Origin of the sequence: Janthinobacterium sp. FW305-128 (genome assembly GCF_020858135.1) — a bacterium.
Classification (GTDB): domain Bacteria; phylum Pseudomonadota; class Gammaproteobacteria; order Burkholderiales; family Burkholderiaceae_D; genus Janthinobacterium.
Genome location: NZ_JACYMK010000016.1, coordinates 48,613 through 73,936, shown reverse-complemented (window position 1 = coordinate 73,936; position 25,324 = coordinate 48,613). Strand labels below are relative to the sequence as shown.

Annotated in this window: 19 protein-coding genes; 14 read left to right on the top strand and 5 right to left on the bottom strand. The window is 64.4% G+C overall.

Going from position 1 to position 25,324, the window contains the following annotated elements; translation table 11 throughout:
- Window positions 1-277 precede the first annotated feature (277 nt).
- From fos to IGS60_RS27015, 3 genes are all read right to left on the bottom strand, one after another.
- Window positions 278-685, bottom strand: a complete 408-nt coding sequence (gene fos, locus IGS60_RS27025; protein ID WP_230506731.1) for a fosfomycin resistance glutathione transferase — start codon at window positions 683-685, stop codon at window positions 278-280.
- A 234-nt stretch (window positions 686-919) separates the two neighbouring features.
- The gene (recJ, locus tag IGS60_RS27020) at window positions 920-2,620 is read right to left on the bottom strand and encodes a single-stranded-DNA-specific exonuclease RecJ (protein WP_230506730.1); all 1,701 of its coding nucleotides are present in this window, start codon (window positions 2,618-2,620) and stop codon (window positions 920-922) included.
- Window positions 2,617-3,669, bottom strand: a complete 1,053-nt coding sequence (locus IGS60_RS27015; RefSeq protein ID WP_230506729.1) for a hypothetical protein — start codon at window positions 3,667-3,669, stop codon at window positions 2,617-2,619. Before IGS60_RS27015 ends, recJ begins: the two co-directional genes overlap by 4 nt.
- Window positions 3,670-4,092: 423 nt before the next feature.
- Between IGS60_RS27015 and IGS60_RS27010 the strand changes: the two genes are divergently transcribed.
- The 11 genes from IGS60_RS27010 to IGS60_RS26960 all read left to right on the top strand — a co-directional run bounded on the left by IGS60_RS27010 (window position 4,093) and on the right by IGS60_RS26960 (window position 19,517).
- Window positions 4,093-7,608, top strand: a complete 3,516-nt coding sequence (locus IGS60_RS27010) for an SdrD B-like domain-containing protein (RefSeq protein ID WP_230506728.1) — start codon at window positions 4,093-4,095, stop codon at window positions 7,606-7,608.
- Between the two features lie 115 nt (window positions 7,609-7,723).
- On the top strand, window positions 7,724-8,395 hold the full coding sequence (locus tag IGS60_RS27005) for a thioester domain-containing protein (protein WP_230506727.1): 672 nt from the start codon (window positions 7,724-7,726) through the stop codon (window positions 8,393-8,395).
- Window positions 8,396-8,491: 96 nt separating this feature from the next.
- The gene (locus tag IGS60_RS27000) at window positions 8,492-10,645 is read left to right on the top strand and encodes a type I secretion system permease/ATPase (RefSeq protein WP_230506726.1); all 2,154 of its coding nucleotides are present in this window, start codon (window positions 8,492-8,494) and stop codon (window positions 10,643-10,645) included.
- Window positions 10,642-11,964, top strand: coding sequence for an HlyD family type I secretion periplasmic adaptor subunit (locus tag IGS60_RS26995; protein WP_070219997.1), 1,323 nt, complete (start codon window positions 10,642-10,644; stop codon window positions 11,962-11,964). Before IGS60_RS27000 ends, IGS60_RS26995 begins: the two co-directional genes overlap by 4 nt.
- A complete protein-coding gene (locus tag IGS60_RS26990) occupies window positions 11,964-13,256 on the top strand; it encodes a TolC family protein (protein ID WP_230506725.1) in 1,293 nt (430 codons plus the stop codon). The genes IGS60_RS26995 and IGS60_RS26990 overlap by 1 nt, the downstream gene beginning before the upstream one ends.
- 105 nt (window positions 13,257-13,361) lie before the next feature.
- A complete protein-coding gene (locus tag IGS60_RS26985; RefSeq protein ID WP_230506724.1) occupies window positions 13,362-14,639 on the top strand; it encodes a lipoprotein-releasing ABC transporter permease subunit in 1,278 nt (425 codons plus the stop codon).
- A gap of 102 nt (window positions 14,640-14,741) precedes the next feature.
- On the top strand, window positions 14,742-16,007 hold the full coding sequence (locus IGS60_RS26980; protein ID WP_046682975.1) for a lipoprotein-releasing ABC transporter permease subunit: 1,266 nt from the start codon (window positions 14,742-14,744) through the stop codon (window positions 16,005-16,007).
- Window positions 16,008-16,023: 16 nt separating this feature from the next.
- Window positions 16,024-16,749 carry a lipoprotein-releasing ABC transporter ATP-binding protein LolD gene (gene lolD, locus IGS60_RS26975; protein WP_076571574.1) on the top strand — a complete coding sequence of 242 codons (726 nt, stop codon included), beginning with the start codon at window positions 16,024-16,026 and terminating at the stop codon, window positions 16,747-16,749.
- A 12-nt stretch (window positions 16,750-16,761) separates the two neighbouring features.
- Window positions 16,762-17,559, top strand: a complete 798-nt coding sequence (locus IGS60_RS26970; protein WP_230506739.1) for a TatD family hydrolase — start codon at window positions 16,762-16,764, stop codon at window positions 17,557-17,559.
- Between the two features lie 4 nt (window positions 17,560-17,563).
- Window positions 17,564-18,802 carry a sorbosone dehydrogenase family protein gene (locus IGS60_RS26965; protein WP_230506723.1) on the top strand — a complete coding sequence of 413 codons (1,239 nt, stop codon included), beginning with the start codon at window positions 17,564-17,566 and terminating at the stop codon, window positions 18,800-18,802.
- Between the two features lie 241 nt (window positions 18,803-19,043).
- Complete coding sequence (locus IGS60_RS26960) at window positions 19,044-19,517, top strand: T6SS effector amidase Tae4 family protein (protein WP_070220009.1); 474 nt, start codon at window positions 19,044-19,046, stop codon at window positions 19,515-19,517.
- A 3-nt stretch (window positions 19,518-19,520) separates the two neighbouring features.
- Here IGS60_RS26960 and IGS60_RS26955 read toward each other — a convergent pair whose 3' ends face one another.
- Complete coding sequence (locus IGS60_RS26955; RefSeq protein WP_230506722.1) at window positions 19,521-21,506, bottom strand: helicase-related protein; 1,986 nt, start codon at window positions 21,504-21,506, stop codon at window positions 19,521-19,523.
- A 448-nt stretch (window positions 21,507-21,954) separates the two neighbouring features.
- On the opposite strand from IGS60_RS26955, the gene IGS60_RS26950 reads away from it, so the two are divergent.
- Together IGS60_RS26950 and IGS60_RS26945 are read left to right on the top strand one after the other, a co-directional pair.
- Complete coding sequence (locus IGS60_RS26950; RefSeq protein ID WP_230506721.1) at window positions 21,955-22,167, top strand: hypothetical protein; 213 nt, start codon at window positions 21,955-21,957, stop codon at window positions 22,165-22,167.
- Window positions 22,168-22,273: 106 nt separating this feature from the next.
- Window positions 22,274-22,456 (top strand): hypothetical protein, encoded by a 183-nt coding sequence (locus IGS60_RS26945; RefSeq protein ID WP_139143755.1) that lies wholly within the window; start codon window positions 22,274-22,276, stop codon window positions 22,454-22,456.
- A gap of 82 nt (window positions 22,457-22,538) precedes the next feature.
- On the opposite strand, the gene IGS60_RS26940 is transcribed toward IGS60_RS26945, so the two are convergent.
- Entirely contained in the window at window positions 22,539-22,715 is a 177-nt protein-coding gene (locus tag IGS60_RS26940; RefSeq protein WP_230506720.1) for a hypothetical protein, read from the bottom strand.
- A gap of 140 nt (window positions 22,716-22,855) precedes the next feature.
- Here IGS60_RS26940 and IGS60_RS26935 point away from each other — a divergent pair, with 140 nt between their 5' ends.
- Complete coding sequence (locus IGS60_RS26935; RefSeq protein ID WP_230506719.1) at window positions 22,856-25,291, top strand: DNA internalization-related competence protein ComEC/Rec2; 2,436 nt, start codon at window positions 22,856-22,858, stop codon at window positions 25,289-25,291.
- The last annotated feature ends 33 nt before the right edge of the window (window positions 25,292-25,324 follow it).

The window sequence follows — 25,324 nt, the reverse complement described above, 5'->3', positions numbered from 1 at the left end:
ATCATTGGAAATTACCTGATGTGCTATCAATTCTAGTGAATTTGCCAAATAAGTGTTAACTATTTCCAATCAATATTTTTATTGTTGCAATAAAATGTGGCGATTTTGCCCATTGCGGATGGAATCTTGTCAGCTTGATTAAGTTTTAAAAACAGTTTTAAAAACAAGATTATCAAGGGCTTATCGATGCGTGACAGTGTTTTTGTGCAGTAACAGCGGATGCTCTTTTGCTGGTGCAATGAATTTAATGAATTTAATGAATATGCGCTGACCATCGTCAATCCTCGAACACCATGCCCTGATACGGCGCTGCCCGGCAGGCCGCCAGCCGCTGCGCCAGACTGCCCGCATGGATTTCCAGCTGGTGGCCGTCCGGGTCGAGAAAATACAGGGAATCGCCGGCGCTGCTGTTTTGCCGCCATTCCGCCGCGCCAGCCGTGCGCAGGCGGGCGGCAAAGGCAGGATAGTCTTCCTGGGAAATGGAAAAGGCATAGTGCGTGTAGCCGCCCGCGCCGATCGCCGCGCCCGCATCCAGCGACAGGCACAGCCACAAATCCCCGGCCGACAGGTAGGCGCCCCTCTCCCAGCGCGCATGCATGCGCAGGCCCAGCGTATCGCGGTAAAAGACGACGCTGCGATCAAGGTCGTGCACGGACAGCGTGAGGTGGTTCAGGCCGGTCAGCATGGTGCGGGATAACTTTCAGGTGGTGTGAATCGCTGTTCCAGCCGCCGCTGTGGTTTGATCCGACATTGTTTCACGTAAACATGAGACATAGCAATAAGACCACAAAATTCGCAACGCCTGACAGAACCGTAGCGAGCGGAAGGGAGAGGCTGTCGAGAAGCGCAACCGTACTGCTAGTACAGTGAGCATCGCAGGCGGCCCATACCGACGCGCAGTAGGTACTGTCAGGTGTCACTACACAGGCTCGGCGTGCTCCACCATCAATTGCACCTTGGTCGTGCCATTGTATTCATTCGCATCAAGCCGGAAGGCGACCCTTGTCCGTTCGCCCAAGGCATCCGTGTGGCCGAACCAGATGGCGTCGAAGCGCACGCCGTTCTTTTCCAGCAGCAGTTTCAAATGCCGTTCCTTGAGGATGCGCTGGCTGACGACGCGGAATTCGTCGCAGAAGACGGGCGGGGCGAAGCCCTGGCCCCACACCTGGCCGTCCATCAGCTCGATGAAGGCCGTCGTGTAATACGCGTCTTCCAGCGGGCCATCCGTTTCCACCACCCGTTCCAGCTGTTGGGCGCTGAGCCAAGCCTGGCCCACGGCTTCGAAGGCCTGGGAAAAGGCGTCGAAGGCGTCGGCGCGGATGGTCAAGCCCGCCGCCATGGCGTGGCCGCCGAACTTGTCAATCAGGCTAGGCGCCCGTTTTGACACGAGATCGAGCGCGTCGCGCAAGTGGAAACCGGGAATCGAGCGTCCGGAACCCTTGATCCAGCCGTCGGCACCGGGTGCAAAGGTAATCGTCGGGCGGTAGAATTTTTCCTTCAGGCGCGAAGCGACGATGCCGATCACGCCCTGGTGCCAGGATTCGTCAAACACGCTGATGGTGCTGCTGTTGGCCGGCTCGAAATCGTCGAGGTGCAGCAGGGCCGTATCCTGCATTTCCGCCTCGATTTCGCGGCGTTTCAGGTTGATGTCGTTCAATTGCTGCGCCAGCGCCCAGGCGCGGCCTTCGTCGTCCGTGATCAGGCATTCGATGCCCAGCGACATGTCTTGCAGGCGGCCGGCCGCATTCAGGCGCGGTCCCAGGGCAAAGCCCAGGTCGAACGGCGTGGCGTTGCGCGCTTCGCGGCCCGCCACGCGAAAGAGCGCCGCCACGCCCGCGTGCATATTGCCCTTGCGCATGCGTTTCAAGCCTTGCGCGACGAGGATGCGGTTGTTGGTATCGAGGCGCACCACGTCGGCCACCGTGCCCAGCGCCACCAGGTCGAGCAGGTTGTCGAGCTTGGGTTGCGTCTGCGCATCAAAGATGCCGCGTCGGCGCAGCTCGGCCCGCAGGGCCAGCAGGACGTAGAACACGACGCCGACGCCGGCCAGATGTTTACTGGGAAAACCGCAGGCAGGCTGGTTCGGGTTGACGATGACGGCCGCGTCGGGCAGGGTGTCGGCCGGCAAGTGGTGGTCGGTGACGACGACCTGCATGCCGCGCCGGTTCGCTTCGGCCACGCCATCGATGCTGGCGATGCCGTTGTCGACGGTGATGATGATGTCGGGCGATTTTTCGCGCGCCGTCAGTTCGACGATTTCCGGCGTCAGGCCGTAGCCGTATTCAAAACGGTTGGGCACGATGAAATCGACGTCGGCGCCCATGGCGCGCAAGCCGCGGATGGCCACGGCGCAGGCCGTGGCGCCGTCGCAATCGTAGTCGGCCACGATGACCATGCGTTTCTTGGCGGCGATGGCATCGGCCAGGAAGACGCCGGCCGCGCCGATGTGCAGCAAGCCGGACGGCGGTATCAAGTCCTTGGCCTCAATCGACAGTTCTTTCGCGTCAGACAGGCCGCGCGAGGCGTACAGGCGGGCCAGCACGGGATGGATGCCGCCCTGGCGCAGCAATTCGGATTCGCGGTAAGGGCAGGGACGGGTGGCGATGCGGGTACGGGTCATGATGCTTTCAACTTGTTCAGGGTAATCGCGCGCCAGAATTTACGCTGCGCATGCTTGCTGGTAGTGACGTCCAGCCAGGCGTCGCGGTGGCTCAGTACCAGGCGCAACTGGCCCAGGCGGCCATCTTTCAAGGCCGCCAGCAGGGGCGCGAACCAGTCCGTTTCCAGCGCTTGCAATTGCTGCAGCCACATGCCCCATTCCTGGGCCTGTGCCGCTTCGGTCAAGCCGCCCAGCACGACGATCGTGTCGGATTGGTCCGTCAGCACACTGTTTGGACTGGCATCGCGGCGCGCCGGTTCCGCCAGCGCTGCCAGCCAGCCCGGCGCGTTCTGCGTATGCAGGCTGGCCGCGCAGCGCGCAGCCTCCACTGTTGCCACGCTCCCGCCCCAGATCCAGAACGCATTGATGGCTTTCAAGCCCCGTTCTTCGCGCGCCGCATTGACGGGGTGTTCATGCCACAGCATCTGCACTTCGTTCTGCAGGCGGCGCGCGGCGCGCGCGTGCTCGCCTTCCGGCATCCAGACGGACAGGTCTTGCGTGGTGGCGGCGTCCGGCGTGGCGCACTGCAAGTCGGACCAGCCGTCGGCGCGCATGAACCAGGTGCCCGCGTCGCCATACGCGAGCGGCTGGCCGATTTCGTCGAAATACGGGGCAGCGATGTCGAACAGGGCGCGCCCATCGGTCTCGTTCAGCTTGAGCTGGCGCAACTCTTCCAGGCTGATATGGCTGCGGGCAATGGCCAGGTGGGCCGGATGCAGCAGGAAGTAGCGTGCGCCCGGTTCCGGCACGAGGCCGTAGCCGCGCATGGCCCGGGCGGCAAAGGCCGCCTGCGCCGCCGCGCCGTTGGGCGCGGGCGACAGGTCCAGGGCGTGCGCCAGCCACGCTTCATGCGGCAGCAAGCGGTTGGCGTTGTCAAAAATTTCTAAATTGCAAGTGGAGGTGCGCGACAGCAGCGCTGCCAGCGCGGGCGCCTGCAAGACCTTGAGCAGGTCGGCAGCCAGTTCGGCGTTGGGCAAGGCGAAGGGCAAGACGAGGGTAAGTTGATTCATCCCGAGATTGTAGGCGATAGCGGCGGCGTGCGAGTAGGGCGCATGTGTTTTCGCCTCGATCATTGCCACAGATTGGCGCGGGCAAGCCAGCCGCCTTGCATATTAAAAATATCAATAAAGCATCTTCATTATTTAAATTTTATTTTTGTCATCGGAAAATGATTCTCTTTTGAAAAGATAGTGGATATAATTGCGCTAACTTAATATCAGAAAGACAATCACCCCCTGCTGCGTGGTTGCGTCGTCTGGCTCCTGTGTCCCTCGAAATTGTATACAAGATCTGCCGGCTTCATTTTTAAACAAGTCCCTTCTTGGAAGCCCACCTATGTATACATTCGCCGCTTTGCGCGGCCAGGCTGATCGCGCCCTGGCCCCTCGTATTTCCGCTCCTGCTGCCGCCGTGGCATGCCGTCAGGAGGCCGCATGACTACCTACAACCTGTCGACCACGGTCCACGTCTGCGAAGACATCAACAAAAATTTCGATATCCGCGATCTGCTGATCCAGGCCGGCTACTCGGTGCAAGGCGAACTGAACATCAAGAATTTCACCGTGCTGTTGCCTGACGATACGGAATCGACCGAGAACACACCGCTGTTCGGCATGCTCGATGCGGACACCGTGTATGTGCGTCCCGGCGACTGGGCCGCCAACTACAACGGCAGCTTTTCGACCATCGAAGTGACGATCGACAAGGGCAATGGCGATATCGTCCAGCTGAGCCTGCAAGTCATCATCGACCCCGTCAACGACGCGCCCGACGCGGCCGATAAGACGTTTACATTGCTCAATGGAAACAACGTGGTGCTCAGCGAAGGCGATTTCGGCTTCCACGACGACGTCGAGCACGACGGCTTCAAGTCCATCGTCATCACGAATACCACTACGGCGGGCCAGGTCCTGTTGAATGGAGTGGCCGTGACGGTGGGCACGGAAGTGTCCATCGACGACATCCGCGCGGGCCACCTGGTCTTCGTGCCGAGCCAGACCGTGGCCGGCGACTTCGACCTCGGTTTCAAGGTGCGCGATGACGGCGGCACGGCCGGCTGCAATGCGCAAGACCTGAGTCTGGCGCCCCATTACCTGACCTTCAAGGTGCCGATGGCCCACCTGGGCGACTTCGTATGGGAAGACAAGAATGCCAACGGCGTGCAGGACGCGGGCGAGGCGGGCATCGCCAATGTGGTCGTGCAATTGAAGGATACGGCCGGCAATGTGGTCGCCTCCACCACGACGGACGCCAGCGGCGGCTACCACTTTGACGTCAACCCGGGCACGTATTCCGTGACCGTGGTGGCGCCCGCCGGCTATGTGCCGACGGCAGCCAACCAGGGCGGCGACGCGGGCAAGGACAGCAATATCGATGCGGCCGGCAAGATGGCGCCCGTCACCCTGGCGCCGGGCGAAACCAACCTGACCCTGGACGCGGGCCTGTACCGCACGGCCGAGCTGGGCGACCGGGTCTGGTTCGATACCAACAAGAACGGCGTGCAGGACGCGGGCGAAGCGGGTGCTGCTGGCGTGAAAGTGACCTTGCTCGACGCGTCGGGCAACGCCGTCGGCAGCCCTTTGGTGACGGATGCGAACGGCAACTACCTGTTCACGAATTTGAAACCGGGCGCCTACAGCGTGCAATTCGATAAGACCACCTTGCCAGCCGGCTATACCTTCACGGGCCAGGACCAGGGCGGCGACGAGCAGCGCGATTCGGACGCCAATGCCATCGATGGCAAGACGGCGCAAGTGCTGCTGGCCTCGGGCGACAGCAACCACAGCGTGGATGCCGGCATCGTGGCCTTGCCGGCCACCTTGGGCGACCGCGTGTGGCATGACAGCAACGCCAACGGCATCCAGGATGCGGGCGAGTCCGGCATCGGCGGCGTTACCGTGCAGCTGAAAAACGCGGCCGGCAGCGTGATCGGCTCGACCGTGACGGACGCCACCGGCTATTACAACTTCAATGTCGATCCCGGCACGTATTCCATCGCCGTCGTCGCCCCCGCGGGCTATTTGACCACCGTCAAGGATGCGGGCAGCAGCGACGCGCTCGACAGCGACATCAACACGCTGGGCAACAGCGGCCAGGTGACGGTCGCCGCGGGCCAGAACTACAAGGATCTCGATGCCGGCCTGTACAAGACGGCGTCCATCGGCGACCGCGTCTGGTTCGATGCGAACGGCAACGGCACGCAGGATGCGGGCGAGGCGGGCGTGTGTGGCGTGAAAGTCAATCTGTACAACGCGCAAGGCGTCGTCGTGGCCAGCGCCACCACGGATGCCAGCGGCAATTATCTGTTCAGCAACCTGGTCCCCGGCGAATATTACCTGGGCTTCGTGCCGCCGGCCGGCTATGGCTTCACCAAGGCCGATATCGGCGGTTACGCCACGGATTCGGACGTCAATCCGGCCAGCGGCTTCACCACCACATGGGCTAGCTTGAAGTCGGGCGATGTGCAGCTGGACTGGGATGCCGGCCTGGTCAAACTCAACACGGCCTCCATCGGCGACCGCGTGTGGGAAGACAATAACTACAACGGCGTGCAGGATGCGGGCGAGCTGGGCGTGGCGGGCGTAAAAGTCAACCTGCTCAATGCCAGCAACGTCGTCATCGCCTCGACGACGACGAATGCCAGCGGCAACTACCTGTTCAGCGAACTGGCGGCCGGCAGCTACAAGGTCGAAGTCATCCGTCCATCAGGCTTTTATTACACCAAGGCCAATCTGGGCAGCGATACGGCCGATTCCGACGTCGATGTCAGCACGGGGCGCTCGTCCCTGATCAACCTGGCCGCCGGCCAGAACGACATGAGCTGGGATGCGGGCATCTACCGCAAGGCCAGCCTGGGCGACAAGGTGTGGCGCGATGCGGACCATGACGGCGTGCAAGACTACAACGAGGCGGGCATCGCCAACATCAAGGTGCAGTTGTACTCGGGCAGCGGCGTGCTGCTGGCCACCACCTACACGAATGCCAACGGCAATTATCTGTTCAGCAACCTCGATCCGGGCAGCTATTCCCTGAAATTCGACAAGTCGGGCGTGTACCACGCGGGCTACGCCATGGATACGTGGAAATGGGGCGCGAAGAACGTGGGCACGAACGACAATATCGATTCGGATGTCAACAGCAACGGCACGACGTCCAACGTGGTCTACACGGACATATTGAAGCTGGCGTCGGGTCAGAACGACATGAGCTGGGATGCGGCCATCACGCCCATCGTCATCGACCTCAACGGTGACGGCGTGCACACGATCGCCCGCGCCGACTTCCACGGCAGCTTCGACCTGCTGGGCACGGGCAGCGCCATCCAGACGGGCTGGGTCTCGGCCCATGACGGCTTGCTGGCCATCGACAGCAATTCCAATGGCAAGATCGACAACATCTCCGAGTTGTTCGGTGGTAACGAGAAGGGCACGGGCTTCGCCAAGCTGTCCAGCTATGACTCGAACCACGACGGCGTGGTCGATGCGCATGACGACAAGTTCGCCGAACTGCGCATCTGGCGCGACGCCAACAGCAATGGCGTCACGGACGATGGCGAGCTGATGTCTCTGCACGACGCCGGCGTGGCCAGTCTGGCCGTGAGCTACACGGAACTGCCTTTCCTCGACGCCAACAGCAATCTGCACCTCGAACGCAGCAGCGCCACCCTGACCGACGGCAAGACGGTCGACATGACGGACGTGTATTTCAACGTCGATGCCAAGGATGCGGCCGCCGCCGGCGTGCATCTGCCCAGCATGGCCGACCTGCTGCGCGACGACAGCACGCTCGACGTGGTGCTGGGCCAGGATGGCACGGTGACCACCGTCGCCGCCGCGCCGGCCGCAGCAGCAGCCCCTGCCGCAGAAGCCCAGGCCCAGTGCGAAATGGCCGACCTCTTGCGCCGCGCCATGGCTCACGTAAATACCCAGCCCCAGGAAATGGCTGCCTGATGTCCCTTGCCGGGCCATGAGCCTGCCCGGCAATGCCGCACCGGCGCGCCCGTCACGGGGCGCCGGCGCTTTCCACGCTTTTTTCACACTTGATAATCGAAATAGGGAAACCACAATGAAACAATCCATGCACCTGATCGTTCGCGGCGCCATCGCCGCAGCCGCCTTCGCCCTCGCCAGCGGCAGCGCCCTGGCCGCCTCCAATCTGCAAGTCGTCGATTCGCACAGCGTCAGCCTGTTTACGGCTGCTGGCGGTGCCTTCGGCTCGGGCAGCGCCATCTCGCCGACCTTGTGGGAAGTCAAATACGACAGCAACACCTTCCTGGCGTTCTGCCTCGATCCCCATGTCGCACTGAGCAACACGTCGAACAGCTACAGCAGCGGCGCCTTCGCCGCCAGCGATGCCGTCAAGCGCCTGTATGAAGGGTATTACGCTTCGTCCATCGCGACTGTGTCGACCAGCGCCAACAGCGCCGCCGCCTTCCAGCTGGCCCTGTGGGAATTGAATAACGACAACACGAACCTGCTGACGGGCGACCTGCGCTTCAAAAACCTGAGCAACGCCGTCGTCAGCCAGGCCAACACCATGTTGGGCGTGGCCACGGGCAATGGCGCCATCCAGAACCTGTACAACTACACGAGCTTGACGAGCGTCAACCCAGCTTCGCAAACCCTGCTGGCCGTGTCGCCAGTGCCGGAAGCGCAGACGTGGGCCATGCTGGTCGCGGGCCTGGGCTTGCTGGGCTTCATGGCGCGCCGCCGCAAGGGCGCTTCCGCGCTGACTTAATTATTACTCATTAGTCATCACTCATCGCGCAAGCGATAGCGTTCCCGCTGCGGCGCGCCCGACCGGCGCGCCGCAGCGTTTTATTGTGAATCCATCATGACCTCACCTCCCGACACTTCCACCGCTTCCGCCGGCATCTCCACCGATGCCATCGCCGACGCCATCGTCTTCCTGGCGCGCTTTTTCGGCGTTGCCGTGCAGGCCGAGCGCCTGCGCGCCAGCGTGGCGGCCCAGGCTGCACCGGCCACGGCTGACTTTCTCGAACAGGCGCTGGCGCAGGCCAGCCTGGCCGGCACCGTGTTGCCGGTAGATAAGCCACGCCGTCCCACGGAAATGCCGGCCTTGCTGCTCAACGGGGAAGGGCAGGCGCTGGTGGTACTGGCCATTGCCGATGGCAAATATGAATGCCACGTGCCCGGCATCGCCGGCAGTGCCTGGCTCGACGCCGCCGCGCTGGCGCGGGAAGTGCCCGAAGGGCGCTGGGTAGCCGTGCGGCCCGTCATGTTCTTCGACCAGCGCAGCTTGCTTTACAGCATGCCGGTGGCGGGACGCTGGTTCTGGGACGTGTTCAACCGTAACCGCTGGGTCTTCCGCTGGGCCCTGCTGGGCACCCTGGTGCTCAATGTCATCGGCGCGCTGGTGCCGTTCTATGCGATGGCCGTATATGACCGCGTGATCCCGAACAATGCCACGTCCAGCCTGTGGGTGCTGACGATCGCCGTCGTGGTGCTGACGGGCTTCGAGCTGGCCCTGCGCCTGCTGCGCGGCGAACTGGTGGAAACGGCGTCGCGCCGCATGGACGTGGCGCTGTCGTCGAACATTTTCGCCCAGTGCCTGCGCCTGCGCGCGGCCAGCCGGCCCGCTTCCGGCGGCACCCTGGCCAATACCGTGCGCGATTTCGAATCCGTGCGCGAATTCTTTGCCTCCACGACCCTGACCACCCTGGGCGACTTGCCATTCCTGCTGCTGTTCCTGCTGGTGATCGCCCTGGTCGGCGGCTGGCTCGTGCTCGTGCCCCTGGCCGTCATCCCGATTTTGCTGCTGGTCGCCTTCGCCTCGCGCGCGGCCCTGGCGCGCCACGTGGCCGCCTCGATGCAGGAAAGCGCGCAGCGCACGGCGCACCTGTTTGAAACCATGAATGGCCTCGACACCATCAAGGCGCTGGGCGCCGAAGCGTGGAGCCGGCGCAAATGGGAAAGCCTGACGGTGGCCATCGCCGCCAACAGCGTCGAGACGCGCGAAATCGTCAGCCGGGTCAACTACATCAACACGGCCGTGCTGGCCCTGTCCGGCGTGGCCGTGGTGGCCACGGGCGCCTTGCTGATGGGCGAGCATCTGCTGACCCTGGGCCAGATCATCGCCGTGAGCATGCTGACGGGCCGCGCCCTGGCGCCCGTGAGCCAGATCGCGGGCCTGATCATACGCTGGGAACAGACCAAGCTGTCGTATCACGCACTCAATAAAATCATGGAAGCGCCCACCGACGACGACGCGGCCAGCCTGCAGGCGCCGCCCCTGTCCGGGCGCATCGAATTTCGCGACGTGGGCTTTGCCTACCCGAATTCGCCGCCGCTGCTCGATAAGCTCAACCTGCACATCCGCCCCGGCGAACGGGTCGGCGTGATCGGCAAGCTCGGTTCCGGCAAGAGCACCTTGCTGCGCTTGCTGCTGAACCAGTACGGCCCGCAAAGCGGCAGCGTGCTGTTCGACGACCTGGCCAGCACCCAGCTGGACCCTTTGAGCCTGCGCCGCCAGATCGGCTACGTGCCGCAGGACGTGACCCTGTTCCACGGCAGCCTGCGCGAAAACATCGAACTGGGACGCAGCCAGGCCGACGACGCCAGCCTGCTCGACGCCATCCGCCTGGCCTGCCTCGACGACATCATCACCCAGCTGCCCAACGGCGTGGCGACGGAAGTGGGCGAACGCGGTGAACGCCTGTCCGGCGGCCAGCGGCAAGCCGTGGCCATGGCCCGCGCCTTGCTGGTGAAACCGCCGATGTTGCTGCTCGATGAGCCGAGCAGCATGTTCGACCCGGCCACCGAGCAGCGCTTGATCGGGCGGCTGCGTACCTTAAAGGAGACGACCATCGTGCTGGTGACGCACCGCATGGCCATGCTGGCGCTGGTGGACCGCCTGATCGTCTTCGACAAGGGGCGCATCGTGGCCGACGGCCCGCGCGACGACGTCATGCGCGTCTTGAACAGCCAGACGGCCAAGTCTGCGGTGGAACAGGGAGTGGCGGCATGAGCGCCCTCAATGCCCCGAACGCCCGCCCGCTGCCGGCGGCCCACCCGGACCCGGAACGCGAACCGCAGCGCATCGTCATCCGCATGCTGGCCTTGACGTCCGTGCTGCTGGTGCTGGCGCTGGCCTGGGCCATGTTCGCCCAGCTCGACGTGTCCGTGAATGGCCGGGGCGCCATCACGCCGCCATCGCACCTGCAGGAAGTGCAAAGCCTGGAAGGGGGCATCGTGCGTGAAATGCTGGTGAAACCGGGCCAGCGCGTGCGCCGCGGCGACTTGCTGCTGCGCCTGGACACGGCCCAGTACGAGGCCAACCTGGGCGCCAGCGTGCAAAACCGCCTGGCCGCGCTGGCGGGCAGGGCGCGCCTCGATGCGCTGCTGTCCGGCGGCACGCCCCAGTTTGCGCCGGAATGGCAGAAAGAGGCGCCCGAGCTGATCGCCAAGGAAATGCAGTTGTGGCGCGACGGCCAGCGCGAATTCGCGTCGGCCACGGCGGCCGCGCGCGAAGGCGTGACGCGCCGCCGTGGCGAGCTGGCCGAGGCGCACAGCCGCATCGCCCAGCTCGACACGGGCTTGAAAATCGCCCTGGAAAGCCTGTCCATCGAGGAGAGGCTCTTCAAAGAGGGCGCCGGTTCGCGCGGCGACTACCTGAATGCGCAGCAGCGCGTGCAGCAGCAGCGCACGGAACTCGACAGCCTGCGCACCTCCGTGCCGCGCCTGACGGCCACCCTGGCCGAGGCACAGGCGCAGGCGGGCGAAGTGGAAGCGCGCATGCGCGGCCAGTGGGGCGCGCAGCGCAGCGAGTATGAGACCAAGGCCGGTGCCCTGGCCAGCACCGTGAAAGGCCAGCAGGACCAGGTGAGCCGGCGCGACGTGACGGCGCCCGTCGACGGCGTCGTCAACCGCGTGCTGGTGGCAACCGTCGGCGGCGTGGCGCAGCCGGGTAAACCTATCCTGGAAATCGTGCCGGCCGATTCGGAAATGCTGATCTCCGTGCGCGTGAAACCGTCGGACATCGGTTTTATCCATGTGGGACAGAGCGCGTCGGCGAATGTGCTGGCGTACGACGCCACCACCTATGGCCGCATGCAGGCGCAAGTGGTGCGCGTGGGGGCGGACGCGATTCCCGACGAACGCAACGAACCGTACTTCGAGGTGCAGCTGAGCACCGACCGCAGCCAGCTGACGGCGCACGGCAAGGTATTGCCGGTGACGCCAGGCATGCCCGTCGACGTGGGCATCCTGACGGGGCGCCGCTCGGTGCTGCAATATGTGTTCAAGCCCGTGCTGCGCGGCTTGCAGTCTTCCCTGCAGGAGCGGTGATGCGTGCCTTCTTGATTTGCATGGCATTGGCCTGCGCAAACGCGGCGGCCCAGTCCGCGCCGCCGGCCACTTTCCAGGCGCAGGCCGCGCGCGGCTTGCCTGCCTTGCTGGCGCGCGCCGTGCCGCGCGATCCGCAGGTGATTGCGGCGCAGGCGGCGCTGGCCACCACCGAAGCGCGCTACAAACAGGCCCGTTCTCGCCTGTTTCCCACTGCGGCGCTGCAGGCGACGCGGGGGCGCAGCAAGGACCTCGATGGGACGCTGGAGGTCGAGCGCCGCACGCACCAGGTGGAAGCGAGCGTGCGCTGGAACGTGTACAACGGCGGCGCCGACCGCGCCGAACTTGATGCGGCCGAGCGCGAGATGGCGGGCGCCGCCTTCGACGTGGAGCGGGCGCGCGCGGAAAGCGCGGAAAAGCTGGCCGAAGCATATTTCGACATGCAGCGCCTGGAACGCAGCCTGCAGCAGTCGCAGGAACGCCTGCGCGACGTGACGCAGCTGGTGCGGCAGGTGACGCGCCAGGCGGAACTGGGCAAATCGTCGGAAGTGGACCGCGAACTGGCGCAAAGTTCGCAGCTGGACGCGGAACTGGTGCACGACGGCTTGCTGACGGACCAGCAGGCGGCGCGCATCAAGCTCGAGGCGCTGGCCTTCGAGCCGGTGGCGCAGTTTGCCGATTTCGCCTTTGCGCCGCTGCCGGCGCAGGCGCTGGAGAATGCCGATACGCAGCAGGCGCAGTTGCGCGCCGCGCGCGAGCGGGCCGCCGCGGCCCAGTTGCGCGTGCGTGGCGTGGCGGCCACCCTGGCCCCCAAAATCGATCTGAATGTCAGCCATCTGCTCAATAACAAGACCACGCCGCCGCCGTCGACCATCCAGCAGCGGGGCTGGTCGGTGGGGGTCTCCTGGGAAATCCCGCTCGGCGGGGGCAGCCTGGCGCAGCGCGACGAAAGCATCAGCCGCGCCCAGGCGGCCGAGGCGGACGTGGCGCGCGCCGAGCAGGGCACGCGCGCCGACCTGGCCAGCATGCTGCCGCGCATCGCCAATGCGCAGCGCACCCTGGCCCTGCTTGACGAGCAGGAAAAGAAGATGGCCTTCGTCGTGCGCGGCGGGACCATCCAGTACGAGGCGGGCCGGCGCAACCTGCAGCAGGTCATCCAGACGCGCGACAGCTATTTCACGATACAGCAGCGGCGCATCGACCAGCTGCACCGTCTGACCCTGGCGCAGATGCGGCAATATGCGCTGGCGGGGCAGCTACTGCGGGTTTTCGGCCTGGCGCAGGAGGTAAAATAGCGCCGGCGTGCGCGGTTTCACACAGAGATGACGCAGAGATCATGCATGAAATGCCCATTGTGTGGCACACTGCGCGCTCGCATATCATCGTTGTCGCGGGAGCGCATGAGCATCATCAAACAATTTCCTTTTGAGTGGCAGGTCGGCGTGCGCTATACGCGCGCCGGGAAACGCAGTGGCCGCAACAGCTTCATTTCCTTCATCTCTCTCATTTCCGTGGCCGGCATCGGCCTGGGCGTGGCCGCCCTGATCGTCGTCCTCTCCGTCATGAACGGCTTCCAGAAGGAAGTCACCGACCGGCTGATGTCGGTGCTGGCCCACGTCGAGGTGTTCGACACGAGCGGCTCCATGCCCAACTGGCAGGCGCAGGAGCGCGCCGCCTACGCCAATCCGCAAGTGAAAGCCGTGTCGCCGTTCGTGGAAACCCAGGGCATGCTGCTCAATGACGAAACCATGCGTCCGTCCGTCGTGCGCGGCGTACTGCCGCAGCAGGAAGCCACCGTCTCGAGCGTGGCCGCCCAGATGAAACAGGGCAGTTTCGATGCGCTGACTCCCGGTTCCTACAACATCGTGCTGGGCATCGACCTGGCCAAGGCGCTCGACGTGAAAGTGGGGCAGAACGTCACCCTGATGCTCGAGCGCGAGCCCAGGGCGGGCGATCCGGCCAACGGCATCGTCATGCCGCGCATGCGCGCGCTCAAGGTGGCCGGCATCTTCGAGGCGGGTCACAATGAACTTGACGGCAGCCTGGCGTTTGTGAACATGCAGGACGCGGAACAGCTGCTGCAGCTTGACGGCCCGTCCGGCCTGCGCCTGCGCCTGCACGACATGGACAAGGCGCCCCAGGTGGCGCGCGAACTGAAGGCATCGATGCCGGGCCAGCTGTGGATGCGCGACTGGTCGCGCGCCAGTGCCAGCTGGTATGCGCTGGTGCAAAGCCAGAAGAACATGATGTTCATCATCCTCAGCATGATCATCGCCGTGGCCGCGTTCAACCTCGTCTCGACCCTGGTGATGTCGGTCACCGACAAGCAGGCCGACATCGCCATCCTGCGCACCCTGGGCGCCTCGCCGTTCTCCATCATGAAGATTTTCATGATCCAGGGCGCGCTGGTGGGCTTGCTGGGGAGCGCCCTGGGCGTCATCGGCGGCGTCGTGCTGGCGCTGAACGTGGGCGTCATCGTGCCCTTCATCGAAGGCATCTTCGGCCTGCACTTCATTTCCAAGGAAATCTACCAGATCAGCGCCGTGCCGTCGGACGTGCATTGGCTGGACGTGGCGCAGATCGGCCTGATCGCCTTTAGCCTGGCGCTGGTGGCCACGATCTACCCGAGCTGGCGCGCGGCGCGTGTCAAGCCGGCAGAGGCCCTGCGCTACGAATAAGCGGCTTGTAAAACCGGGGTCAGACCCGCCGGGTCTGACCCCAGCCCTTCGTTGCACGGGCTAACGCGATGATATGTTGCATACATAAGAATTAACGAATTAATGAGCATGTTAAAAAATCTTCCCTTCGAATGGCTGGTCGGCCTGCGCTACACGCGGGCCGGCAAGCGCAGTGGCCGCAACAGTTTTATTTCCTTCATCTCGCTCATTTCCATGGCCGGCATCGGCCTGGGCGTGGCGGCGCTGATCGTCGTGCTGTCCGTGATGAACGGCTTCCAGAAGGAAGTGACGGACCGCATGCTGTCCGTGCTGGCCCACGTGGAAGTGTTCGACAACAGCGGCAGCATGCCCGACTGGCGCGCGGAAGCGGCGCAAGCCTTCAAGAATCCGGCCGTGAAGGGCGCCGCGCCATTCGTGGAAACGCAGGGCATGCTGCTGCGCGACGACGCGCTGCGCCCCGCCATCGTGCGCGGCGTGCTGCCCGAGGAAGAGCCCAACGTCTCGGACGTGGCCGGCCAGACGCGCATGGGCAGCTTCAAGGCGCTGCAGCCGGGCACCTTCAATATCGTGCTGGGCATCGAGCTGGCGCGCGCCTTGCGCGTCAACCTCGGCGAAAAAGTCACCTTGATGCTGGCGCAGGGCCAGGTCACGCCGGCCGGCGTGCTGCCGCGCATGCGCAGCTTTACCGTCAGCGGCATCTTCCAGGCGGGCCACAATGAATTCGACGCCGGTCTGGCCTTCATCAATATCGAAGACGGCCAGCGCCTGCTGCGCCTCGACGGCCCGTCCGGCCTGCGTTTGCGCCTGGCCGACATGAACCAGGCGCCGCAAGTGGCGGCGGAACTGAAGAAAACCATGCCGGGCGACCTGTGGCTGCGCGACTGGTCCAAGCTGAACGCCAACTGGTTTGCCGCCGTGCAGACGGAAAAACGCATGATGTTCATCATACTGACCCTGATCATCGCCGTGGCCGCCTTCAACCTCGTCTCGACCCTGGTGATGACGGTGACGGACAAGCAGGCCGATATCGCGATTTTGCGCACCCTGGGCGCCTCGCCCCGTTCCATCATGAAGATTTTCATGATCCAGGGCGCGCTGGTGGGCATCCTGGGCACGATCCTGGGCGTGGGCGGCGGCGTGCTGGTGGCGATGAACATCGACGTCATCGTGCCCTTCATCGAGCACCTGCTGGGCGTGCAGTTTCTCTCCAAGGACATCTATTTCATCAGCACCGTGCCGTCCGACCTGCGCTGGCCCGACGTCACCAAGATCGGCGTGCTGGCCGTGATCCTCGCCTTTTTGGCGACCCTGTACCCAAGCTGGTGGGCTGCCCGCGTCAAACCTGCGGAAGCCCTGCGCTATGAATAAACCACTGAATACGACCATGACCGATCTGAACAAACCTGCCTCCAACGGCGCTTCCGCCGATTCCGCCGTCCTTAGCTGCCGTGGCCTGGGCAAGACTTTTACGCAGGGCAGCTACAAGGTGCAGGTGCTGGCCGGCATCGATATCGACGTGCATCGCGGCGAGCGCGTCGCCATCGTCGGCGCCTCCGGCTCGGGCAAATCGACCCTGCTGCACCTGCTGGGCGGGCTCGATACACCCACCAGCGGCAAGGTGACCCTGCTGGGCAAGGATTTCGCCACTCTCAGCGAAAAGGCGCGCGGCGACTTGCGCAACGCCTCGCTGGGCTTCGTCTACCAGTTCCACCACCTGCTGCCCGAGTTCTCGGCGCTCGACAACGTCGCCATGCCGCTGATGATACGGCGCATGAAGCGTGCGCCCGCCACCGAGCTGGCGCAGCAGATTCTCACGCGCGTCAACCTGGCCAAGCGCGTCACGCACACGCCGGGCGAATTGTCGGGCGGCGAGCGCCAGCGCGTGGCCCTGGCCCGCGCCCTCGTCACGCAGCCGGCCTGCGTGCTGGCCGATGAACCGACGGGCAACCTTGATCACGCCACGGCCGAACAGATATTCGACCTGATGCTGGAACTGTCGCGCACCCTGGGCACGGCCTTCGTCATCGTCACCCACGATATCGAACTGGCCAGGCGCTGCGACCGCGTGCTGCGCCTGACGGACGAAGGGCTGCAGCCGTACCAATACTAAGGAACCGCCATGCTGTGGATCGACACGCACTGCCACCTCGACGCGCATGAATTCGGCAGCGAATCGCTGCAGGTGGCGGCGCGCGCGGCCGCGCAGGGCGTGGCGATGATCGTCGTTCCCGCCGTCGAACGGGCCAATTTCGCCATCGTGCGCGACCTGGCGGCAGCGGCGCCCAACACCTGCTATGCGCTCGGTATCCACCCGATCTACGTGCCGCATGCCACCGACGACGACTTGATCGCCCTGCGCGAAGCCGTGGCGCTGGCCATGCATGATCCGCGCTTTGTCGCCATCGGCGAGATCGGACTCGATTTCTTCATTCCCATGCTGTGCGAACCGGCCATGCGCGTCAAGCAGGAGCATTTTTTGCGCGAGCAGCTGAAAATCGCCCGCGACTTCGACCTGCCCGTGCTGGCCCACGTGCGCCGCTCGCAGGACATCGTCCTCAAACATGCGCGCCAAATCCGCCCGAACGGCGGCATCGCCCATGCGTTCAACGGCAGCTTCCAGCAGGCGCAGGGCTATATCGATCTAGGTTTCAAGCTCGGTTTCGGCGGCGCCATGACCTTTACGCGCGCCTTGCAGATACGCCGCATGGCGAGCGACCTGCCTTTGGACGCCATTGTGCTGGAGACGGACGCGCCCGATATTTCGCCCAGCTGGATCCACCCGGGCCGCAACAGCCCCGAAGAATTGCCCCGCATCGGCGCCGTGCTGGCCGAATTGCGCGGCCTGGAACTTGCCGACGTGGCGGCGCAAACCAGCGCCAACGCGCGCGCCGTGCTGTCCCGATTACCCTTGATGGAGTGAAACCATGAACAAGAAAATGCTTGCGGGCGCCCTGGCGGCCTGCCTTTCCGGCGCCTTGGCGCCCGCCCTGGCGGCACCCGGCGCCCAGTGCGACGGCATGCCGCGCCTCGACGTCACCACGCCGGCCGGCTTTTGCGTGGCCGTGCTGGCCGACGGCCTGAAATTTCCCCGTGGCGTGCTGCCGCTGACGAATGGCGACATCCTCGTCACGGACATGACGGGATGGACGCCGAAGCAGGGTAAATTGTGGCTGTTGCAGCGCAAGGCGGCCGGCCCGGGCTACGAGCGCAAGCTGCTGCTCGACAAGCTCGACCGCCCGAACGGCATCGTGCAGGGGCCGGACGGCTTGGTCTACGTGGGCGAGGTGGGACGCATCTTCCGCTTCGACCTGCGCGATCCCGCCCGCGCCATCACCGACGTGATCGGCGGCACGGCCAAGACGCCGCGCCTGCCGGGCCTCGGTTTGCACCTGTTGACGAACATGCGTTTCAGCCCCAAGGGCGACCTGTATGTGAACGTGGGTTCGAGCACCGACCATTGCGAGAACGATGGCAAGGCGCCCGATCCGGCCAAGGCCTGTGCTTCGGCGGAAGGCCCGGAAGCGCTGGGCGCCATCCGCGAATACACGATGGCATGGCCGGCCGGCACGGTGACGAGCTGGCGCACGCATGCGCGCGGCTTGCGCAATTCGATGGCGCTGGCCTTCCACCCGGCCACGGGCGAACTGTGGCAGGCGGAAAACGCGCGCGACGCCATCCAGGCCGCCATGCCACAACTCAAAAGCGACGAGAACCTGCCGCATGAGGAACTGAATCTGATCAAGTCCGACCGGCACTACGGCTGGCCGTACTGCTACGACGACAATGTGGCCAGTCCCGAATATCCGAAAACGGCTTGCGACGCCCAATTTGCGGCGCCCGAGCGCCTGCTGCCCGGCCATGCGGCGCCGCTGGGCATGACCTTTTATACGGCCAGCCGCTACCCGGCGCTGTACAAGAACAGCCTGATCATCGGCTACCACGGCTACCGCAGCAACGGCCACCGCCTGGTGGCCCTGCTGCCCGACAAGGCCGGCGCGCCGCTGGGCAAGTCCGTTGAATTGATCGGCAACTGGGAGCGCAAGGGCAAGCAGGGCAGGGGCGCGCCCGTCGACGTCAAGCAGGGCCAGGATGGCGACATCTATATGGCCGATGACCATAATGGGCTGGTGCTCAAGCTGCACTACGAGGCGGGCAAACCGTAAGCGGCCTTCATCCGACGTCCTCGCTGGCGTTGCGGCGGGTGTCGGCTTATGGCCTTTGGCCTAAGCCGACCTACATGCTCAAGTAGGTCGGATTGGCGTGGCTATGCCGCGCGTAATCCGACGTCATTGTTGGCATTACGGGTGCGGTCGGTTTACGCTTGATCTCGCTCAGTGCGGAGCTGCCGCATCCTCCTACAATCGGCCTGATGTCCTTGTCGACCAGGGATGACGGGAGGCTGACGTGAAACCTGCATTCATCAAGCTGCGTGAAAATTACTCCAGCGTGGCGGCCGTCGATCAGGCGGCCCTGTTCCGCGAAATCGGCTGGGAAGACTTGATCGGCAAGGACAGCTTTGCCAACACCTGCGCCATCCGCGTCAGCCTGGCCCTGATCAAGGCCGGGGTCCAGGTCAAGGGTCGCATGGCGATACGCAAGGGGGCATTCAAGGGCGCGCTGATCGAACCGGGGCAGGCCAAGCTGTCGCACATGCTGGCCAGCCCCTCGATGTTTGGCGCGCCCGAAAAATTTACCGGGGATGATGCCATGGAAGGCATCGGCCAGCGCCAGGGCGTCGTCGCCTTCTTTCGCATTCCCGGCTACCTGGGCGGCGCGGGCGGGCATATCGACATCCTGCTGCCCTCCATCGGCGTGAAGGTCTGCGGCAGCGAATGCTACTGGGATTGCGGCGAGGTCTGGTTCTGGCCCGTCAGGTGACGCTTATTTGAACTTCTTCGACCGTCCGCGCGAGGCCGCATTGTGCGCGCGCAGGATGGAATCGACGCGCTCGGACGCATCGCGCGACAGGTGTTGCGCCACCGCGATATCGGGGAAGAATTCGGGCAGACGGTAGCTGAGCCAGGCATACGCGGAATAGTAGCGGCAAGTGTCTTCCACCTGCTGCAGATTCTGCGTGCCGCCGCCGTACGCGTGCTGGCGCAAGGTGCTCGTTTTTCCCTGCGACAGATTCTTCGCCCAGTGCTCCCACGCCGTCTGCAGGGACGGCACCTTGCTCGATATCGGCACCAGCGACAAGGTAAATTTGTCGGCCACGGACAGGGGCAGGGTGTCGAGCCAGACGGCGCGCTCCTTCTGGTCTTCCGTGATGCGCGGGAAGAAGAAGCCGTCCGGCACGTCGATATTGTGGATGAAGCGGCGCAGCAGTTTACTGAGCGACAGCTCTCCCGTCACCGACGAAATCCGGTGCAGATGTTCCAGCGAGGGCGCCACGGCAAAGCCGCTGGTGTTCAGCGGGTGCAGCTTTTCCTTCAGCAGCGCGCGCATCACTTCATGCGTCTCGTTGTCGTAGCCGGCCACGAGTCCCTCTTCATGCACGCCATAGCGGCCCGCGCGTCCGGCGATCTGGCGCGCCAGCGCGGCCGAAATCTCTTCCTCTTCACGGCCATTGTATTTGACGCAGGTGGTCATGACGATGCGCGCGATCGGCATGTTCAGGCCCATCGCCAGCGCATCCGTGCCGACGACGATGTCGGCCGTGCCGTCGCGGAAGCGCTGCGCCTGCGCGCGCCGCACTTCGGGCGACAGGTTGCCGTAGACGGTGGCCACCGATAATCCCGTTTCCGTGATCATGTCGCGCCACATCAGCACTTCGCGGCGCGAAAAGGCGATGACGGCGTCGCCGCGGCGCAGGTTGCGCACCTTGCGCACGGCCGTCGGCTCCATCGACAGGGGCGCCATGCGTTTCAGGACGTGCACTTCCAGCGGGCAGTCCAGGCGTTCGGCCAGCGCCTCGATGGCGCGCCGCGCTTCCGGCGCCCCCACCAGGTAGACGGTGTGGGCCGGTGCGCCGCAGACGGCCGCCGTCCACGCGGCGCCCCGGTCCGGGTCGGCCAGCATCTGGATCTCATCGATGACGGCCACTTCGACGACGGTTTTCGTATCCAGCATTTCCACCGTGCTGGCCACGTGCGTGGCGCCGTCGACGACCCTGCGCTCCTCGCCCGTGATCAGGCTCACGGCCAGCGGCTTGCCATGCGGCGCGGCTTCCTGCAGGCGTTCATAGTTTTCCAGGGCCAGCAGGCGCAATGGCGCCAGATAGATGCCGCTCTTTGCCTTGACCAGCGCTTCCATGGCGCGGTGCGTCTTGCCGGAATTGGTCGGTCCGAGCAGGGCGATGAAGCGGCGCGGCAGGCGTCGCGCCATCTCGAACGAGGCGGGGTATTCGGCCAGGTTGATGCTCTGGCGCGTGCGTGCCGCGTGCTGCTCTTCCTGCTGGCGCTCGATGGCGTGGTTGAAGCGCTGGCGGATGCGGTCGAAGACCATGCCGGCCGGCTCGGACGTCTGCATGTCGGCCAGCGTGTGCAGGAACACCATCGGGTCCGCGTCCACGTCCTCGCTCAGGCCCGCGATATCGGCGACGAAATCGACCACGTGTTGGCGCAGTTCCTCGAAGACGGCCGCGCTGGCCCGCTCGCGCACCAGGGCCAGCTTGGTCTCGCGGTCCATCTTGCGCCACTTGGCCGGCCGCGCCAGCACGCCCTGTGCAGGCACGAGTGCATACGGCACCACCAGGTGGCCTGCCTTGACGACGCCGGAAAAGCGCACGAAGACGCGGCCTTCCATCTTGACCAGGCGGATATGCTCGGCCAGCTCCCCCAGTTCCGCGACCAGGGTGGCGTCGTTATTGTCTTCGCTGCTGTCGGAAAGGTCGGTGGAAGTATCGGGAGGAAGTGCGGAGGAAGTCATGTCGTGCCTGGGTGTTGAAGTAAGCGAGGCCGATTATACCGTGCGCAGGGTAAAGATTTTCCCCCGGAGCACGGTGCCGCTGCCGCACGAGCGCTGATCTGTAAAGCGATGATTCCTTGAGGCGGATACGCAACTGGCAACCATGGAGGGCGGCGCTGCCGCCTGCTTGCCAATCATCTTGCTTGAACGCGAAATGGGAATCCGATATCCGGTGCTTTGCGCTTATCGGTTTTCCCTGCGACATTTTTATTCGGCTGGAATTTTCATGAATGTATTTTTATTAACTTTGTTAGTTTTTTGAATTTAACATTAAAATTTCAATTGCCGTGGCGCCGATGGTTACAAAGAGTATGTTTTTATCGATAGCCAGGGTGATGATATTCGTATCGCGCCTGTATTTTTCATTGTGTGAAGAATTGGCCGATGGCGCGCAATGAATTGAATTGTCTTGACAATTAATAATGGCGAGCTGATCATGGGTTCAGATTTTGCAGGGATATTTTGGTATCTTTTCAAAATATCTGAAATTGACCGCGACGTACGGCATTATTCTGGATGCCGCTCTGGCTATCGGCTGGGGCGTGCCGTTGATATGCACGGCTTTGATTTGACGGTGCTCCAGGATACGTTGGAGGCCGCAGGATTTTCCATTTCGCGCTGACGTACGACCAGCGCGCGATGACACCCGACATACCTGTGTATGTGGCCCTGCGCCAGAGGATGGCGCGCGCGGGGATTCATCAGCCATCCGACTTTGGGAGAACTCCATGAATAAAAAGCTCGCTGCATTTCTTTTTGCGTCAGGCCTCGGTTTGGCGGTGACTGCGACGCCAGCCTTTGCCAATTGCTATAGCGCCTGCGCTGCCGAATGGCGGGCTTGCATCGCCGCCGGTACCTCTCAAGCCGAGTGCGGCGCCGAGCGGTCCGCCTGCCTGCAATCCTGCAATTGACGGGAGGAATACTGCGCGCTGCGGCAGCCGCTATCGTAGCCTGTTGCCGCTGACGCCGGCAAGCCATGGCGCCCATGGCAGTTCAGGCTGCCCGTGCGCGCACGACGCGTAGTCCCCAGCCGGTGGCGATCAATCCGTCGCCGGCTTGCAGCGGCGCTGCGGCGTCCATGAACGCATGACCTTCGCCGCAGGCCAGGTCGAGCACCGCCAAGGGGTTATTGCTGACCGACACGAGGTCGGTCAGTACGGCATAGGACAAGGCGTAGCTGGTGGATGCAGTGCATGAGCGTTCTTATCCAGTGCACCATTGCGCCAGATCAGACGGCAAGGCGTGGAAAGCGATCACAGTAGCTGAGCCCCTTTCGCTGCGAGCCGATTTTGCCTTGATTCTGCCTTCCCATGCGCATCCTGATACTCGGCTTTGCCGCTGGTGCCGCCTGGTTGCAGACGCAGGCAAGCTTGCCGCCGCACGCGGGCGCGCTGCTGTCGGTGATCGCTGGCGCGGCGCTGCTGATGGCGCGGCTGTTGTGCCGACACGCGCGCTGGCGTTCCGGTTGGCGTTCCGCTATTGCGCTCTCGGCCGGCGTGGGGCTGGGCTTTTATTGGGCCGCCTGGCTGGCCCAGTCCGCCATGACGCCGCAGCTGGCGCTGGCCGACGAGGGGCAGGACATCGTCGTGACGGGCACGGTGGCCAGCTTGCCGTACCGCTTCGAGCAGGGCGTGCGCTTCAATTTTGCCGTGGAGAAGGGACTCAATGCAAAGGTGCCGCCCCTGATCGCCCTGTCCTGGTACGCGGGCTTTCGCGATGAGGTGACGAACGAGGTGGGCGACGTGCAGCCGGGCGAGCGCTGGCGGCTGACGGTGCGCCTGCAGCGCCCGCACGGCAACGCGAATCCCATGGGCTTCGACTACGAAGCGTGGCTGGTGGAGCAGGGCGTGCGCGCCACCGGTTACGTGCGGCCGCAGCCGCGCGCGGACACGCCGAACGTCCGCCTGGCGGCCTTCGTGCCCGGTTTCGGCAACGTGGTAGAGGCCAGCCGCGCGGCCTTGCGTGCGCGCATCGCGCACAGTTTAGATGGCAAGCAATATGCGGGCGTGATCGTGGCGCTGGTGGTGGGCGATCAGCGCGCCATTCCCCAGTCGGACTGGCAGGTGTTCAACCGCACGGGCGTCAGTCATTTGATTTCGATTTCCGGCCTGCACATCACGATGATCGCGGGACTGCTCGCCCTCGGGGCGGGCGCGCTGTGGCGGCGCTCGTTTTTCACGGACCGGCAGCTGCCCTTGCTGCTGCCGGCGCAAAAGGTGGCGGCGCTGGCTGGCGCGCTGGCGGCGTTCCTGTACGTGCTGCTGGCCGGCTTCGGCGTGCCCGCGCAGCGCACTTTATATATGTTGCTGGTGGTGGCGCTGGCCCTGTGGCTGGGGCGCATCACCAGCATCGTCCATATCCTGTGCCTGGCGCTGGGCGTGGTCGTGCTGCTCGATCCCTGGGCCTTGCTGTGGCCCGGTTTCTGGCTGTCGTTCGGCGCCGTTGCCACCATGCTGTACGCGACGGCGGGCCGCACCACGGCGCCTTTGCCGGAAAACGCCAGCCGCTGGCGCCGCCTGCGCGCGGCCGTGGCGCTCGGTGCGCATACGCAATACGTGGTGACGGTGGGGCTGGTGCCGTTGACGATGCTGCTGTTTTCGCAAGTCTCGCTCGTGTCCCCCGTGGCGAATGCGCTGGCCATTCCCGTCATCAGCCTGGTCGTCACGCCCTTGTCGCTGGCGGGCAGCCTGCTGCCCGCGCCTTTGTGCGACGGCTTGTTGCTGCTGGCGCATGCCATCGTGCAGATGCTGGCGCAGGTGCTGGACTGGCTGGGCGCGCGCCGCTTCGCCGTCTGGACGGCGCCCGCGCCCCCAATGTGGAGTTTTTGCTGGGCACTGTTCGGCACGGCCTGGCTGCTGGCGCCGCGCGGATGGCCGCAGCGCTGGGCGGGGATGCTGGGCTGGCTGCCCCTGTTGACGGCCTTGCCGTCCAGCCCGCCGCCGGGCCAGATGTGGATCACGGCCTTTGATGTGGGGCAAGGCATGGCCGTGCTGGTGGAAACGCATGGACACCGCTTGTTGTACGACACGGGGCCCGCCTACAGCCTCGATTCCGACGGCGCCAGCCGCGTCATCGTGCCGTATCTGCGCGCACGGGGCATCGCTACGCTCGACGGCGTGATCATTTCCCACAGCGACCTTGATCACGCGGGCGGCGCTATCTCTCTGCTGGAGAACGTGCAAGTGGGTTGGCTTGCCTCGTCGCTGTTCGATGGACATCCGGCCGTCGAGGCCCGGCGGCAAGCCGGGCGTCCGTATCTGCACTGCATGGCGGGCCAGCGCTGGACCTGGGAAGGCGTGCACTTTGCCATGCTGCACCCCTTGCCCGCCAGCCACACGGACATCAGCTTGACGCCGAACGCCCGCAGCTGCACCGTGAAGATCACGGCAGGCAAGCATGCCATCTTGCTGGCCGGCGACATCGAGGCGGCGCAGGAAGCACAGTTGCTGGCGCGCTCGGCCGATGGCGACCTGGCCGCCGACGTGCTGCTGGCGCCGCACCACGGCAGCGGCACCTCGTCGACACCGGCCTTTCTGAACGCCGTCCATCCGGCCCTGGCGATTTTCCAGGTCGGGCACCGGAACCGCTACAAACATCCGAAGCCGCAAGTGTATGCGCGCTATGGCGACATGGGCATTGCGCGGCTGCGCACGGATGTAACGGGGGCGGTGGTGCTGGAATTTGGCGAAGATATCGATGCGACGTTGTACCGGGCCAGCCGGCCACGGTACTGGCATGGGCGATAAGGCAGTGCGCCTCATCGGATGCCGGACAGGAGA

Excerpts from the sequence above, each read along its gene's own strand:
- IGS60_RS27015 (WP_230506729.1), bottom strand. The coding sequence starts at position 3,669 with ATGAATCAACTTACCCTCGTCTTGCCCTTCGCCTTGCCCAACGCCGAA.
- IGS60_RS27005 (WP_230506727.1), top strand. The coding sequence starts at position 7,724 with ATGAAACAATCCATGCACCTGATCGTTCGCGGCGCCATCGCCGCAGCC.
- IGS60_RS27010 (WP_230506728.1), top strand. The coding sequence starts at position 4,093 with ATGACTACCTACAACCTGTCGACCACGGTCCACGTCTGCGAAGACATC.
- IGS60_RS26935 (WP_230506719.1), top strand. The coding sequence starts at position 22,856 with ATGCGCATCCTGATACTCGGCTTTGCCGCTGGTGCCGCCTGGTTGCAG.
- IGS60_RS26995 (WP_070219997.1), top strand. The coding sequence starts at position 10,642 with ATGAGCGCCCTCAATGCCCCGAACGCCCGCCCGCTGCCGGCGGCCCAC.
- IGS60_RS26965 (WP_230506723.1), top strand. The coding sequence starts at position 17,564 with ATGAACAAGAAAATGCTTGCGGGCGCCCTGGCGGCCTGCCTTTCCGGC.
- recJ (WP_230506730.1), bottom strand. The coding sequence starts at position 2,620 with ATGACCCGTACCCGCATCGCCACCCGTCCCTGCCCTTACCGCGAATCC.
- lolD (WP_076571574.1), top strand. The coding sequence starts at position 16,024 with ATGACCGATCTGAACAAACCTGCCTCCAACGGCGCTTCCGCCGATTCC.
- fos (WP_230506731.1), bottom strand. The coding sequence starts at position 685 with ATGCTGACCGGCCTGAACCACCTCACGCTGTCCGTGCACGACCTTGAT.
- IGS60_RS26945 (WP_139143755.1), top strand. The coding sequence starts at position 22,274 with ATGAATAAAAAGCTCGCTGCATTTCTTTTTGCGTCAGGCCTCGGTTTG.
- IGS60_RS26980 (WP_046682975.1), top strand. The coding sequence starts at position 14,742 with ATGAGCATGTTAAAAAATCTTCCCTTCGAATGGCTGGTCGGCCTGCGC.
- IGS60_RS26955 (WP_230506722.1), bottom strand. The coding sequence starts at position 21,506 with ATGACTTCCTCCGCACTTCCTCCCGATACTTCCACCGACCTTTCCGAC.
- IGS60_RS27000 (WP_230506726.1), top strand. The coding sequence starts at position 8,492 with ATGACCTCACCTCCCGACACTTCCACCGCTTCCGCCGGCATCTCCACC.
- IGS60_RS26985 (WP_230506724.1), top strand. The coding sequence starts at position 13,362 with ATGAGCATCATCAAACAATTTCCTTTTGAGTGGCAGGTCGGCGTGCGC.
- IGS60_RS26990 (WP_230506725.1), top strand. The coding sequence starts at position 11,964 with ATGCGTGCCTTCTTGATTTGCATGGCATTGGCCTGCGCAAACGCGGCG.